Genomic DNA, 14,290 nt, shown 5'->3' with positions numbered 1-14,290 from the left:
CAGACATGACCGATAGCGTGTATCAGATGATCGCCCGCGCCCAGGCCGAATATGCCCGGTGCATCGACGACGACCGGCTGGAAGATTGGCCCGATCATTTTCATGGATCGTGCATCTATAAAATCACCACCGCGGCCAACCATCGCGAGGGGCTGGAAGGCGCAATCATCTTCGCGAACTCGAAAGGCATGCTGCGCGACCGGGTCTCGGCGCTGCGCGACGCCAATATCTACGAGCGCCAGTCCTATCGCCACATCCTCGGCCAGCCCTCGATCCTGCACGAAAGTGGTAGCGAGGTGCGCAGCGAAACCTCGTTCCTGGTGGCGCGGATCGTTCAGGACGGCGACACCGATATCTTCGCGACCGGACGCTACCTCGACCTCTACAAGATCGAAGAAGGCAAGGTGCGGCTGAACGAGCGGATCGTGGTTTGCGACAGCTCGCGCATCGATACGCTGATGGCGTTGCCGTTATGAGCGTCTCCACCATCGCACTCACCATTGGCGATCCCAATGGCATCGGCCCCGAAATCGCGGTCAAGGCGGCGGTGCAGACGGCCCGCGCCGGCGGGCCTTCGATCATTCTGGTCGGCGATCAATATGTCGTGCGCGCCTGCGCCGAGCGTTATGCCGGTGATTTCGTGGTTCATTCATTCGACGGCTCAGCGCCGCGCGCTGGCGTGCTCTATGTCAAAGGCGTCGATTCCCTGCCACGCGCGGCCTTCAACCCGGGCACGCCGGTCGCCGAAGGCGGTCGCGCGACCGTCGACTATTTGGCCGCGGCGATCCGGCTGGTCAATGATGGCCACGCATCCGCGATCGTGGCGTGCCCGCATTCGGAAACCAACGTCAACGCCGCCGGTATTCCGTTTTCCGGCTATCCGGGCTTGCTCGCGCGTTTGACAAACAGGCCGGAAGACCACGTCTTCCTGATGCTGGTCGGTGGCGGCCTGCGCATCGTTCACGTCACGCTGCACGAACGGATTCATACCGCGCTCGCGCGCATCACGCCGGAACTGGTGGAGCGGGCGGCGCGGACGGCCGATGCCGCGCTGCGCCAGCTCCAGATCGAGCAACCGCGCATCGGCCTGTTCGGAATAAACCCGCATGCCGGCGAGAATGGCCTGTTCGGGGACGACGACGACAGGATCACCGTCCCAGCCGCGAAAAGCCTGCGGGCGGCCGGCCTTCAAGTCGAAGGTCCGGTCGGTGCGGATCTGATGCTGGGCCGGCGCGACTTCGACGTTTTCGTTGCGATGTATCATGACCAGGGGCATATCCCGGTCAAACTGCTCGCGGGCCGCAACTCGGCCGCGATGTCGATCGGCGCCGGCGTGTTGTTCGCCAGCGTCGGTCACGGCAGCGCCTTCGATATCGCGGGCAAGGGTGTCGCCGAACCCGATGCGGTGTTGCGGTCGCTGAAATTGCTATCCGGCGCGACCGATCTTGCGGATCAAGCGGTCGCGTGATTTTTCAAGTCGCCATCGACGACAGCGTGATCGCGTTCGGTTGCGAGGCCGGCGAGACCGTGCTCGATGCGGCGGAGCGTGCCGGCTATTCATTGCCCTATTCCTGCCGCAAGGGCATCTGCTCGACCTGCGAAGCGGGGCTGCGCCACGGCCAGGTCGCCGTGGGCGCCCAGCAGATGGCGGCCCCGACGAACGGCGTCTTGTTGTGCCAGGCCAGACCGCAGACCGATATCGTTATTCGTCCAAAACGCATCGATCGTCACGACCCGACCGCGCGCAAGCGGATCACCGCGAGCGTTTACCGCGTCACGAGGCCGGCGGAAGACGTTTTCACGCTGATGCTGCGCTTCCCCGCCGGCATTCGCGCCCGCTTCAAGGCCGGGCAATATTTGCGCGTGTCGATGCCGGACGGCGATACCCGCAATTTCTCGATGGCCAATGCGCCGAGGGAAAGCGATGGGGTTCATCTGCACATCCGGCGCATTCCAGGTGGGCAGTTTTCGGAGGGCGTGCTGGCCCGGCTCACCAAGGGCGACAAGCTTCGGATCGAAATTCCCTATGGCGAATTTTATCTGCGCACCGGCTCCGACAAACCGATCGTCTGTCTGGCGACCGGCACCGGCTTTGCGCCGATCAAATCCATCATTGAGGATCTGATCGCGCGCGGAAACACCCGCCGCGTGCGGCTGTATTGGGGCGGCCGCCGCCGGCAGGACCTCTATCTGCTCGACTTGACGGATAAATGGGCGGCCCGTGTGCCCTGGCTTACCTTCAGGCCCGTATTGTCGGAGCTCGATGCCGATTGGAACGGCGCCGCCGGGCTGGTTCATCAAGCGGTGCTGCGCGACATTCCGGACTTGTCAGGCTGGCAGGTTTACGCCTGCGGCAATCCGGCGATGATCCGCAACGCCGAGCGGGATTTTCAGGCTCTCGGCGGTTTGCCCGACGGGCAGTTCTTCGCCGACCCGTTCGTGCCGTCGGGAAATCCGCAAGCTGCGGCAAACGCAACAAGTTCAAAATGAAATACAAAGCGGGAAATTCGATGAGGCACTCTCGCAGGCTGGTCATTGCCGGGCTCGGCGCCGTGCTTGCTCACACCGCGATGGATCGCGCTAATGCCGCCGACGCAGCATCCGATTATCCCACTCACACGGTTCGTATCATTGTGCCGTTCCCGGCCGGAGGAACCGCCGACGTGTTGCCGCGGATCGTCGCGCAGTATCTCGGCAAGCGCTGGAATCAGCCGGTGGTGGTCGAAAACAAGACCGGCGCCGGCGGCAACATCGGCGCGGCCTATGTCGCAACGTCCGCGCCGGATGGATATACGCTGCTGGCGAGTCCGCCGGGACCGTTGGCCATCAACGACTCGCTCTACAAGCCTGAATCGCTCGGCTTCAAGCCGGCCGACCTGATGCCGATCACCGTTCTCGGCACGGTGCCGAACGTGCTCGATGTCAGGCCCGGTTTTCCCGCCAAAACCGCGCAGGAGCTGATCGCCTATGCGAAGGCCAATCCGGGCAAGGTCAGCTTTGCCTCGCAAGGCAACGGATCGACCTCGCATTTGACCGGCATCCTGTTCCAGAAGCTGACCGGCACGCAGATGGTGCATATTCCCTACCGGGGAACGACGCCGGCATTGCAGGATATCATGGCAAGCCAGGTCGACCTGTTCTTCGACAATCTCGGTTCGTCGCTGGCGTTGCAGGGCGACAAGCTCCGAATCCTGGCCACCGGTGGCAACAAGCGCGATCCGTTGTTGCCGGATGTCCCGACCCTCCGGGAGGCCGGGGTCGCGTCCTTTGAGTCCTCGACCTGGTTTGCGGTGGTGGCGCCGCCGGGAACGCCACCTGCGATCGTACAAACGCTCAACAAGGACATCACCGAGGTACTGGCATTGCCGGAGGTGAAGGAGCAATTCGCAAAGATCGCCGTCGAGCCGGTTGGCGGCAGTATCGCCGAGACGACGAAATTCTTCGCCGACGAGCACGACAAATGGCGCGACGTCATCACCAGCGCCAAGATCTCGGTGGAATAATCCAGCTACTTCAGCTCGCCGCCGGCGGTTTTGCGGCGTGCGGCTTCTCGTCGGCTCCGCCGAAGCGTTTCTTCACACGCTCGCGCATTCCCTGGAAGGTCACATAGAGCATCGGCACCATGAAAATGCCGATCGAGCTTGCCGCCAGCATGCCGCCGAACACCGCGGTGCCGACCGCCCTGCGGCTGATCTCCGCGGCTCCGGTCGCGACCACTAGCGGCAGCAGGCCGAGAATGAAGGCGATCGAGGTCATCATCACGGCGCGGAATCGCATCTGCGATCCCAGCGCCGCGGCGTCGACGATCGATAGACCCGCTTCACGCTGTTCCTTGGCAAATTCGACGATCAGGATGCCGTTCTTGGCGGCCAGCGCGATCAGCACCACGAGGCCGATCTGGCCGTAGAGATCGAGGTTGAGCCCGGCGAGTTTGATCGCGCTATAGGAGCCGAGCACGCCGACCGTGACCGACAGCAACACCGGGATCGGGATGGTCCAGCTCTCATACAAGGCCACCAGGAACAGATAGGCGAACAGAATGGCCAGCGCGAGAATGATGCCGGTCTGGCCGGCGGCCGCCTGTTCCTGATAGGCCGTGCCGGTCCATTCGTAGGAGTAGCCGGCGGGCAGCGTCGACTTGGACAATTCCGCCATCGCCGCGATCGCGGTCCCCGACGAGACACCGACCGCGGGGCCGCCGTTCACGGTGACCGAGCGATAATTGTTGTAGCGGGTGATGACCTGAGGCCCCGTCACGATCCTCAAGGAAGCGATGGAGCGGATCGGCACCATGCTGCCTGAACTGTTGCGTACATAAATCTGCCAGATGTCGGGAATGTCGCCACGATCGGCGGCCTCGCCCTCGACGTTGACCTGCCAGGTGCGGCCAAACAGGTTGAAGTTGTTGACATAGACGCCGCCCAGCGTGGCCTGCAGGGCGGTGAACACATCGGACATGTTGAGACCGAGCGCCTGCGCCTTGGCGCGGTCGATGTCGAGATAGAGCGACGGATTGGTCGCGGTAAAGGTCGAGAACACGCGCGTCAGCCGGGGATCGCGATTGGCCGCGCCGATCAGGCCGCCCATCACGCTGCCGAGCGCCGCCGGATCCTGTCCCTCCAGCGCATCGAGCTGATACTCAAAGCCACCAGAGGTCGACAGCCCAATGATCGGCGGCAGGTTGAACGGCAGGATACTGGCTTGCCGGACCTGAGACCCTTCACCGAAGGTGCGCCGGATGGTCGCTTGCACCGAATCCGCCGTCGCCTTGCGGTCCGCGAACGGCTTCATGCGCGCGACCATAAAGGAGGAGTTGGGCTCGCTGCCGCCGTCGAGCAGCGAAAAGCCGATGATCGAGAGCACGTGATCGACAGCGGGCATTTTCTTCAATATCGCTTCGACCTGCTTGGTCACCTCGCTGGTGCGCGCCACCGATGCACCGTCCGGCAACTGCACCGCGATGAAGAACGCGCCCTGGTCTTCCTCGGGCAGGAATCCGGTCGGCGTTATCAGCGAGACGCCGAAGATGCCGCCGGCAAACACCAGCACCAGCACCAGCGACAGCGCCGCCATTCGGAGCAGCCGGCGTACGCCGCTGGCATAGCGGTCGCGAACCCAGTCGATGCTGCCGAGCACGCGCCCCATGATGCCGTGCCGCGGACCGGTGTGACGCAGGAACACCGCGCACAGCGCCGGCGACAGGGTCAGCGCGTTCAGCGCCGAGATCACCATCGCGGCGCTGATCGTCACCGCGAATTGGCGGAACAATGTTCCGGAGATTCCCGGAATGAACATGATCGGCACGAACACTGACAGCAACACCAGCGAAATCGCGATGATCGGCGCGGTGATCTGCGTCATCGCCTTCTTGGTGGCCTCGGCGGGCGTCGCGTCCGGTTCCTCCTCCATGACGCGTTCGACATTCTCGACCACCACGATGGCGTCGTCGACCACGATACCGATGGCGAGCACCAGCGCCAGCAGCGACACCGTATTGGCGGAATAGCCGAGCACCAGCAGCACCGCGAACGTGCCGATCAGGCTGACCGGGACCGCGATCGCCGGGATGATCGTGGCGCGCATATTGCCGAGGAACAGGAACACCACGATCACGACCAGCACAAAGGCTTCGCCGAGCGTCTTCAGCACTTCGGTGATGGTGTCGCTGACGAAGGTGGTGGAATCGTATTGCACCAGATAGGTCAGGCCGGGCGGAAATCGCTCCGACAGTTTTGCCAGCGTGGCCTGAACTGCCTTCGCCGTGGTCACCGCATTGGCCCCGGGAGCGAGGTAGATGCCCATCGGAACGCCGGCTTGACCGTCGATCCGGGACTCGCTGTCCATGTTTTGCGCGCCGATCTCGACGCGCGCGACGTCCCTGACACGCAGCACCGAACCGTCCGAATTGGCCCGCAGCACGATTTCGCCGAACTGGGCCGACGTGGTCAGGCGGCCCTGGGTCTGCACGTTGAACTGGAACTGCTGTTCATCGCTGATCGGGCGGGCGCCGATGCGGCCGACCGGCGCCTGCACGCTTTGGGCGCGGATCGCGGCGATCACGTCGGAGGGCGCCAGATTGAGGCTGGTCAGCCGCTGCGTATCGAACCAGATCCGCATCGAATAGTTCAGTTTCGCGAACAGGCTGGCCTGGCCGACCCCCGGCGTGCGCGAAATCGCGTCAAGCACGTTGATGATGGCGTAATTGGTGATGAACAGCGGATCCTGTTCGCCGTTCTTGCTGTAGAGCACGATGAACTGCAGCACCGCCGAGGATTTCTTCTGTACCGTCAGGCCCTGGGCCTGCACTTCGGTCGGCAATTGCGCCAGCGCCGTCTGGACGCGGTTATTGACGTTGACGGTGTTGATGTCGGGATTGCTGCCAAGGGCAAATGAAACCGTCAGCGTGTAGCTGCCGTCATTGCCGCTGGTTGATTTCATGTAGAGCATCTTGTCGACGCCGACCACCTGCGCCTCGAGCGGCTGGGCGACGCTGGACTCGACCACTTCGGCGGAGGCGCCGGGAAACACGGCGCTGACCGTGACCTGCGGCGGCACGATGTCGGGAAACTGCGCCACCGGGATCTGCAACAGCGCCAGCGCGCCCGCGATCGTGATGACGAACGCGATGACGATCGCAAGCCGGGGACGGTCGACGAAGACGGAGGAAATCATGGGGTGGTGCCCGCGGGCTTGGTCCCGGTGGCGTCGCCGTCCTTTTGCGTGCGAGCGTCTTCCGCCGTCGGCTTCATGCTGGCCTGGATCAGCGCACTGGCGGGCCCGGGCGCGACCGGCTGGTTGGGACGCACCTTCTGCAGGCCTTCGACGATCACCTTGTCGCCCAGCGCGATGCCGCTTGTGATCGCGGCGATGGTGGAGGTCGATTGCCCAAGCTTGACGCGGCGCTGCTCGGCCTTGTTGTCGGCGCCAACGACATAGACATATTCGCCCTGCTGATCCGACAGTATCGCCGAGCGCGGGATCGCCAGCACCTCGACCGGCTGCACGCCCTCCAGACTGACGGTGACGAACTCGTTGTCGGTGAGTTCACGTATCGATCCGTCGGTTGTCGCGGGATCATGCAGCGCGGGATTCGGGATCGTGCCGCGCAACGTGATGGTGTCGGTATTTTGCGCGATCGTATTGTTGACGAAGTTCAACTGTCCGGTCTGGTCATACACGCGGCCATCGGGCAGCCGCACCTTGATGATGACCGCCTTGAAGCCGCCCCGCGTCGCGTAGCGTTCGCGCAGCGTCAGAGATTCTCGGACCGAAACCGGGAAGGTGACATACATCGGGTCCTGGCTCACGATGGTGGTCAGCACGCCCGAGCTTGGCGTCACGACGTTGCCCTCGGTGACCGCGGTGCGGCCGATCTTGCCGTCGATCGGCGAGTGAATCTCGGTATAGTCGAGATTGATCTGGGAAAGGTCCACCTGTGCCTGCGCGGCCTGGATCTGCGCCTCAAGGCTCTGCTGGTTGGCGATCGCGGCATCGTAGGTGGATTGCTGCCCGGCCGGGCCGCCGAGCAGGGTTTTAGCCCGGTCGGTCGTCAGCTTGGCGTTGACCAGCGTCGCCTGCAATTGCGCGACCTGTGCCTTTTTGGATTCCAGATCAGCCTCGAACGGGCCGCGCTCGAGCTGATACAAGAGAGCGCCGGTCTTGACCTCCGCGCCCTCGACGAAGGAGCGCTTTTCCAGGAACGCGGTGACGCGCGCAACCACGCTGACGCGGTTGGGAGCCTCGATCCGTCCGAGAAACTCGCTGGATTCAGTCACCGGTCGCTTGACCGCCTCGAACACGCCAACGGCTGGAGGCGCCGCCGGGGCAGGCTGGGCTTCGGCTGTCGCTCCAAATGCAAAAGCCCCGAACGAGAGCGCTGCCGCGGTGAGGCCGATGGTTGTTTTTGCAACGTGCATTGTCCCGCCTTTGGTGCCACTCGAACAAAGGCTAACACACTTCGAGCCGGGCTGCGAAACCGTAAATTTTACAGTTTTCCTTGCGTATTTCGCTTGCCTCGCAGGACATCATGAGAGCAGGCGCGAGCGTTGCGACGGTTTTTGATTTTCCGTTGCCGGCTCCGGCTTGATCGGCCGGACTAGGCCCGTTACGCTGTTCCGGCCGTTCGCAAGAAACAAAACAAGAAAACAAAAAAAGGAAACAAAAATGAAGCAGATCAGGATAGGCGACATCACCATCGATGCCGTGATCGAGCGGGAAGGGCCATGGCGGCGGCCGCAGGACTTCTTTCCGGCCTATGACGAAGCGGTCTTCAAGCATCATCTGCCCCGGATGGAACCGGAGGTGTTTGACGCGGCGCTGGGGATGATCGTCATAACCTATCAGACCTTCGTGGTCCGGACGCCGCGCTACACGATCCTGGTCGACACCTGTACCGGTGAGGACAAGGGCCATCCGCCGCCGTTCGATTTTCCCGGCAAGGAACGCTGGCGCAACGAGCTGTTCGCGCTCGGCATCAGTTACGAGATGGTCGATTATGTGTTCTGCACCCATCTTCACATCGATCATACCGGCTGGAACACGACATTGCGCGACGGCCGCTGGGTGCCGACATTCCCGAATGCGAAATACGTTTTCCACAAACGCGAATACGCGGTCTGGGAGCAGGAGAATGCGAAAGGCGCCAATCCGCCGGGCACGGTATTCCGCGACAACTGCCTGCCGATCGTCGAAGCCGGCCAGGCGTTATTGGTCGACGACGACTATGCGCTGGACGATACCGTCACGCTGACGCCGACGCCGGGGCATTCGCCCTGTCATTGCTGCGTCAACATCTTCTCGAAGGGGCAGCGCGCGGTGGTCGCCGGCGATCTGATGCACCATGCGATCCAGTGCCGCGAACCGGAATGGTCGTCGAAACCCGATTGGGACATGAAGCAGTCGGCGCTGTCGCGGCGGAAGTTTTTCGCCTCCGTCGCCGGCACCGATACGCTGATCCTGCCGATCCATTTTCCGACGCCCACGGTCGGCCTGATCACCGCCGACGGCAACGGTTTTGACTACCGGTTCAAGCGCGACGGGTAGAACTCCAACCCTGCAAACCTCGCGTAACTCGGCATCTGCAACAGTGAGCGGGATCACACACCTTGTGTTGATTTCGGTGCATGTATGATAGGGTTTTCACGTTCCAGTCCCGTTCTGGTTGGACCTATCAGATGCGCGTCGCTTCAGCCTTTGTCGTGGCGATTTGCTCGATGTGGCTTTTGAGCCAGCCGGCCTTCGCCGAGAAGCGGGTCGCGCTGGTGTTCGGCAATTCGGCCTATCAGAACGTTGCGTTGCTGGCCAATCCGGCCAACGACGCCGGCGCGATGGCTACAATGCTCAAGGGCGCGGGGTTCGATGTCGTCACACTCAAGCGCGATCTCAAAGCCAATGAGATGCGCCGCGCGCTTCGCGATTTCTCCGATGAGGTCCGGGATGCCGATGTGGCGATCGTTTATTATGCCGGTCACGGCGTCGAGATCGACGGCATCAACTATCTCATTCCGGTCGATGCCGTGCTGGAACGCGATATCGACGCCTATGACGAAGCGATCCCGCTCGATCGTATCCTGACGGTGGTCGAGCCGGCAAAGAAGCTGCGTCTGATCATCCTCGATGCGTGCCGCGATAATCCGTTCAAGTCGATGAAGCACACCATGGCGCAGCGCTTGGTCGCGCGAGGACTGTCCAAGATCGAGCCGTCCAGTCCAAATACCCTGATCGCCTATGCCGCCAAGGCGGGCTCTACCGCGGCCGATGGCGATGAAAAGAACAGCCCGTTTACTGCCGCGCTGGTGAAATTTCTGCCGCGGCCGGGGCTCGATCTGCGCAAGGCATTCGGTTTTGTCCGCGACGATGTACTGAAAGTCACGCACAACCGGCAAGAACCTTTTGTCTATGGTTCGCTTGGCGGCGACGATGTTGCGCTGGTGCCGGCAGCAGCGCCGCCCCAGATATCGCCGCCGGTCAATCCCACCGCGGCCGCGCGGCAAGATTACGAACTCGCCTTGCAGATCAATGTGGTGTCGGCGTGGGATGCCTTCATCGGCAAATACCCCTCGGGCTTCTATAGCGATCTGGCGACCGCGCAACGCAACAAGCTCCGCGCGGCCCAGGCCGCCGCCGTCGAAGAGGCGCGGCTGACGGCTGCGAAAAAATCGATGGAAGAAGCCAAGGCCGCGGCAGCCGAGCAGGCGCGGGTCGCGGCGCAAGCAAAGGCCGCGCAGGAGGCGCGGATCGCCGCCGACCAGGCCAAGGCCGCCCAGGACGCGAGAGCGGCCCGGGAACGCGAAGCATTCGAGAAGCAGAAGGCGCTTGAGGCCGCCGAAGCCGAGGAAGCCGCGCGCGCAAAAGCCGCGGCGCAGGCCGCGCACGACAAGGAGATTCGTGTGGCCGCGGTGGCGCCCGAATCCGCCAAGGTCGAGACCGCCAAAGTTGAGCCCGCCAAGGTTGGCAACGCCACCAAGAGCGAGCAAGCGCCGGCGTCCCCGGGCTGTGCGGGCATGTCGACGCGCACCGCAATGCTGACGCCGCGGACCATGCAACCCTTGTCGGCATCCGAGGAATGCGCGCTCAAGCCCAGGGATGTCTTCAGGGAGTGCGAAAATTGCCCCGAGATGGTGATGGTTCCCGCCGGCGAGGTGCTGATGGGGTCGGATCGCGACGATATCGACGGCGGCATCGCGGCAGCCAACGAGGGTCCGCAGCACAAGGCCGTCATCCGACAACCGATTGCCGTCGGCCGTTTTGAAGTGACCCGGGATCAATACGCGGCGTTTGTGACCAGTTCCGGCTACAAGGCCGGTGACCATTGCGTCACCTTCGAAAACAACAAGCCGGAGCAACGCGCCGATCGCTCCTTCCTCAATCCCGGCTATGCGCAGGACGGAAACCATCCCGCCGTATGCGTGAGCTGGGTGGACGCAAAGGCCTATGTCGACTGGCTGTCACGCGCCACGGGAAAATCCTACCGGCTGTTGTCCGAGGCTGAATTCGAATATGCCGCGCGCGCGGGCGGCAGTTCGCGCTATGGCGTTGGCAACGATCCCGGCGAGTTATGCAAATTCGCCAATGGCGCCGATCAATCGGCAAAAGCGGCGGGCCTGCCGGCCAATGCGCCCTACATGAACTGCAAGGACGGATATCCGTTTACGGCGCCGGTCGGTTCGTTCGCGGCCAACGCCTTTGGTCTTTATGATCTGATCGGTAATGTCTGGGAGTGGACCGAAGATTGCTTCTACGGCGACTACGCCACGGCGAAGCTGGAGAGCGCAAGCCGCTCGACGGAGGTCTGCGGCAGCCGAACATTACGCGGCGGTGATTGGTTCTCGACCGAGCAGTCATTGCGTCCGGCGGTTCGCGCCAAGGCCGACCCCGATGCGCATAACGACGACATCGGCTTCCGGGTGGTCAGGACGCTAGCGCCGTGAGTTGGCTGCGAGATGCCGTGCGCCGATTGAGCCAGGGCTATCCGCGCGTTTCCTTCACCTCTCCCCGTCGGGGAGAGGTCGATTTGCGAAGCAAATCGGGTGAGGGTCCTTTTGCCAAACGAGGGGCGCTAACCCCTCACCCGGCGCTACGCGCCGACCTCTCCCAACGGGAGAGGTGAAGGGAAATTGCGGCCGATTCAATCAATAATCATCATGCGCTACGATGCCGTTCGGGCGAGACGATAAACCGACATGGCCTTGCTGACGCCCTTGAGTTCCGCTTCGCTCTTGGACACCGGGTATGGCGCAATAATTTCCGCCACAGCGGGCGCGCCGTAAACTTCTTCGGTGATACAGATCTCGTCACCCTCGGCAAGGTTTTGCACCCGCGCTGCGATGTTCACCGTCTGGCCAAAATAATCGAGCCGCTCGTTGAGCGTAACCGCGATGGCGGCTCCCCGATGCACGCCGATTTTCAGGATGAAATCACGCTGCGGGCGGTCCCGATTTAGCTGATCCACGGCCTCGCGCATCTCAAGTGCGGCCTGCACCGCATCGGCCGACGTCGAAAACGCCGCCATCACCGCGTCACCGATCGTCTTGGTGACGGCGCCATTGTGCCGAACAGTGGCGTCGAGCAGATGCTGGAAGTGCCGCTGCACCTGAATGTAGGCGTTGAGGTCGCCGATCCGCTCATAGAGCGCCGTCGAGCCCTTGAGGTCAGTAAATACCAGGGTAACGTCGTGAACCGCGATGCCCTCCGTCGCGCCGATCACCTCGGAGCGGAAGAAGTCGCGAAAGGTTTGTGTCATCAACAGTCGCTTGCCGGACAAGGATGGCGCGAAGCGAAGCGTCGGGCGCTGAAACGTCGCCATCGGAAGCTGCAGGATGCCGAATACCGCCGGCAGCTTGCCAGCGTTGCGAACTTCGAACACGACCTTGCCGGGTGCGATGTTTGCTGTGGTGGGCACGCATTTGTCGTGGTCGAGTGTGACCGGCACAAGGGGTGGCGTAATACCCGTCCCGCTTACGACCGGGAAAAAAAACTGGGCGTCGGTTTCGAAATCCTGACCCATCAGCCCGCCTTCGGCCGCATCAACCTCAAGATTGGCTGTGGAACCCGGCTCTATGCGGGTGAGCGCCCTCACCAGCCCTTTGGCAGCCTCGCTCCATGGCACACCGTCGGGCATTATGCCGCCCGGCATCAGTAGATGATGGAAGAGGTAATCCGAGGCCGACAGTGCATCCGGTTGATGAAAGCGGATGCCGCGCACGGCGGGCGAAACCGTAAACGTCACCGTGATGTAGTCGTCGAGCGCGGCGTCGTAATCGCTTTGACAGAGGTGGCAGTGGAAATGGGTGTGCAGTTTGCGCAGACTTCGGAAGCTCGCGACTACGTCGGAGCACATCGGACAAACCAGTATCCAGTCCATGTCGAATAGCCCGGCCACGCAGGCATGGAGGAAAAGATCGATCCCTTCGGCTTCGGCAATCGATTTCTCTGTGGCGAACTGGACCGGATTGATGCGGTAGAGGGCCTCGTCCGTGCCCGAGCGCAGCAGCATCTCCAGCCGCGAGACGACGCGCGGACTCCAGGATTTGGCGGCTTCGAGCGCGATCAAGCGCTCTTCGAGCTTCTTCTCGTCGATCATCCATTACACCGCGACAAAATCTCGATCCTCGGCGTTCCCCAAACCTGAATACACAATTCATGGGCTGAGGGCGAGCCCAGCGGGGCGGTATTTCCGCTGGGCTACAACCTTGCGGCTGAAGGCGACGGTTTGTCCGCGCCCTGATCAGATCGCGCACTTCGCGGTCTTGAACTCGACGCGACGATCGAGCGCGTCGCTGGCGTCGTCTTTGCCGGTGCCCACGATCATCTCGCGCGACCCCTTGCCGGTCGCGATCAGCCGTCCGCGCAGCGAATGCTCGTTGTCTTCTAGCCGATCCTTGACGTAATCGGCACGCAGGCCGGAAAGCCGATCGTTGATGGCCGGCAAGCCCGTCGCACTGGTATTGCCGACGATCTCGAGGCATCCCTGTTTCGCGGCGGTGCGCTCCGAGATCTTTTCGAGCCAGGCATCATACGGCGCCCTGACGCTGCGATCGGTCGAGAACTGGGTAGAGCCGGGCTTGAAAAGGAACTTGACCGCAAGCTTGTCGCTCTTCAGTCCGTAGTCGATCACCTTGCCGAAGGCGTCCATCGCCGCCTTGGTATGGTGAAGCTTGTAATTGGCGAGATAGATGCCGTTGAGCACACGCAATTGCTCGCCGCCCGGCGTCTTCAGCGCGGCTTGATAGACATCGAGGGCATCGCGGTAGTGTCCGGCATCGTACGCCTCGATCCCGTCATTGATCAGGGAAGCCACCACGATGCGGTCGGCATAAGCTTGATCGATGGTGTCGCCGACCTTGGTGCCCTGGCAGCTCTTGATGTAGGCGTCAGTGGAGGCGTCTTTCGCGAACACCGGGCTCTCCGCGAAAAAGGCAACCGGCGTCGGATCGATACCATCCGGCAACGCGCGCGCCACGCCCTTCGAGATGATGGTCCTGGTCTTGAGATCGGCGAGCGCGAGGCAGATGCGGTAGGCGTCGCGTGGTCCGGTGGCCGCGCCGGCGTTGTTGATCGCCGTAAACGTGCCGATCAGCACGATCGGCGATTTTGCCACCGACTCGGCGGAAAAGCGCGCCACCTGGAAGCGCGGATAGCTGCTCTTGACCAATTCAATGACGCGCTTCTCTTCAAGGTGCGTCGCCACCGATTGCGAACCGGTGACGCCGTCGATCAAGGGATCGATCACCAGGGTGACCTTGTCCGGAGAGGCGTCCAGCTTGGCTTTCGAAAGAAGGTCGTTCGCCGC

The 14,290-nt window shown here is 62.6% G+C and carries 10 protein-coding genes; 6 read left to right on the top strand and 4 right to left on the bottom strand.

Features of this window, described 5'->3' with window-relative positions:
* Positions 1 to 5: 5 nt before the first annotated feature.
* Genes GSQ88_RS23640 through GSQ88_RS23625 form a run of 4 tightly spaced genes read left to right on the top strand, consistent with a single transcriptional unit; the run spans position 6 to position 3,503 of the window.
* Positions 6 to 476, top strand: a complete 471-nt coding sequence (locus tag GSQ88_RS23640) for an aromatic-ring-hydroxylating dioxygenase subunit beta (RefSeq protein WP_159010166.1) — start codon at positions 6 to 8, stop codon at positions 474 to 476.
* The gene (locus GSQ88_RS23635; RefSeq protein WP_159010165.1) at positions 473 to 1,468 is read left to right on the top strand and encodes a PdxA family dehydrogenase; all 996 of its coding nucleotides are present in this window, start codon (positions 473 to 475) and stop codon (positions 1,466 to 1,468) included. The genes GSQ88_RS23640 and GSQ88_RS23635 overlap by 4 nt, the downstream gene beginning before the upstream one ends.
* Positions 1,465 to 2,490 (top strand): 2Fe-2S iron-sulfur cluster-binding protein, encoded by a 1,026-nt coding sequence (locus tag GSQ88_RS23630; protein ID WP_159010164.1) that lies wholly within the window; start codon positions 1,465 to 1,467, stop codon positions 2,488 to 2,490. Before GSQ88_RS23635 ends, GSQ88_RS23630 begins: the two co-directional genes overlap by 4 nt.
* Before the next feature lie 20 nt (positions 2,491 to 2,510).
* Positions 2,511 to 3,503, top strand: a complete 993-nt coding sequence (locus GSQ88_RS23625; RefSeq protein WP_159010163.1) for a Bug family tripartite tricarboxylate transporter substrate binding protein — start codon at positions 2,511 to 2,513, stop codon at positions 3,501 to 3,503.
* A gap of 10 nt (positions 3,504 to 3,513) precedes the next feature.
* Here the strand turns inward: GSQ88_RS23625 and GSQ88_RS23620 are convergent, their stop codons facing one another.
* Together GSQ88_RS23620 and GSQ88_RS23615 are read right to left on the bottom strand one after the other, a co-directional pair.
* A complete protein-coding gene (locus GSQ88_RS23620) occupies positions 3,514 to 6,672 on the bottom strand; it encodes an efflux RND transporter permease subunit (protein ID WP_159010162.1) in 3,159 nt (1,052 codons plus the stop codon).
* Positions 6,669 to 7,916, bottom strand: a complete 1,248-nt coding sequence (locus tag GSQ88_RS23615) for an efflux RND transporter periplasmic adaptor subunit (RefSeq protein WP_159010161.1) — start codon at positions 7,914 to 7,916, stop codon at positions 6,669 to 6,671. The genes GSQ88_RS23620 and GSQ88_RS23615 overlap by 4 nt, the downstream gene beginning before the upstream one ends.
* A gap of 247 nt (positions 7,917 to 8,163) precedes the next feature.
* On the opposite strand from GSQ88_RS23615, the gene GSQ88_RS23610 reads away from it, so the two are divergent.
* Entirely contained in the window at positions 8,164 to 9,042 is an 879-nt protein-coding gene (locus tag GSQ88_RS23610; protein WP_159010160.1) for an MBL fold metallo-hydrolase, read from the top strand.
* Positions 9,043 to 9,173: 131 nt separating this feature from the next.
* Positions 9,174 to 11,429: an SUMF1/EgtB/PvdO family nonheme iron enzyme gene (locus GSQ88_RS23605; protein ID WP_159010159.1), complete on the top strand. Its 2,256-nt coding sequence runs from the start codon at positions 9,174 to 9,176 to the stop codon at positions 11,427 to 11,429.
* A 218-nt stretch (positions 11,430 to 11,647) separates the two neighbouring features.
* Here GSQ88_RS23605 and GSQ88_RS23600 read toward each other — a convergent pair whose 3' ends face one another.
* Both GSQ88_RS23600 and GSQ88_RS23595 read right to left on the bottom strand, forming a co-directional pair.
* Positions 11,648 to 13,081 (bottom strand): adenylate/guanylate cyclase domain-containing protein, encoded by a 1,434-nt coding sequence (locus tag GSQ88_RS23600; protein ID WP_159010158.1) that lies wholly within the window; start codon positions 13,079 to 13,081, stop codon positions 11,648 to 11,650.
* Between the two features lie 144 nt (positions 13,082 to 13,225).
* Positions 13,226 to 14,290 (bottom strand): OmpA family protein (locus GSQ88_RS23595; protein ID WP_159010157.1); only part of this gene is annotated, 1,065 nt, incomplete at its 5' end.

It is taken from the genome of Bradyrhizobium sp. S69 (assembly GCF_009766005.1).
Lineage (GTDB): Bacteria > Pseudomonadota > Alphaproteobacteria > Rhizobiales > Xanthobacteraceae > Bradyrhizobium.
Note: the sequence above shows the minus strand (reverse complement) of the source record. Positions and strands in the feature narration are given on the sequence as shown.

What these genes read in the sequence shown, in the direction of transcription:
- GSQ88_RS23640 (WP_159010166.1), top strand. Translation starts at nt 6, where the DNA reads ATGACCGATAGCGTGTATCAGATGATCGCCCGCGCCCAGGCCGAATAT.
- GSQ88_RS23635 (WP_159010165.1), top strand. Translation starts at nt 473, where the DNA reads ATGAGCGTCTCCACCATCGCACTCACCATTGGCGATCCCAATGGCATC.
- GSQ88_RS23625 (WP_159010163.1), top strand. Translation starts at nt 2,511, where the DNA reads ATGAGGCACTCTCGCAGGCTGGTCATTGCCGGGCTCGGCGCCGTGCTT.
- GSQ88_RS23620 (WP_159010162.1), bottom strand. Translation starts at nt 6,672, where the DNA reads ATGATTTCCTCCGTCTTCGTCGACCGTCCCCGGCTTGCGATCGTCATC.
- GSQ88_RS23615 (WP_159010161.1), bottom strand. Translation starts at nt 7,916, where the DNA reads ATGCACGTTGCAAAAACAACCATCGGCCTCACCGCGGCAGCGCTCTCG.
- GSQ88_RS23610 (WP_159010160.1), top strand. Translation starts at nt 8,164, where the DNA reads ATGAAGCAGATCAGGATAGGCGACATCACCATCGATGCCGTGATCGAG.
- GSQ88_RS23605 (WP_159010159.1), top strand. Translation starts at nt 9,174, where the DNA reads ATGCGCGTCGCTTCAGCCTTTGTCGTGGCGATTTGCTCGATGTGGCTT.
- GSQ88_RS23600 (WP_159010158.1), bottom strand. Translation starts at nt 13,081, where the DNA reads ATGATCGACGAGAAGAAGCTCGAAGAGCGCTTGATCGCGCTCGAAGCC.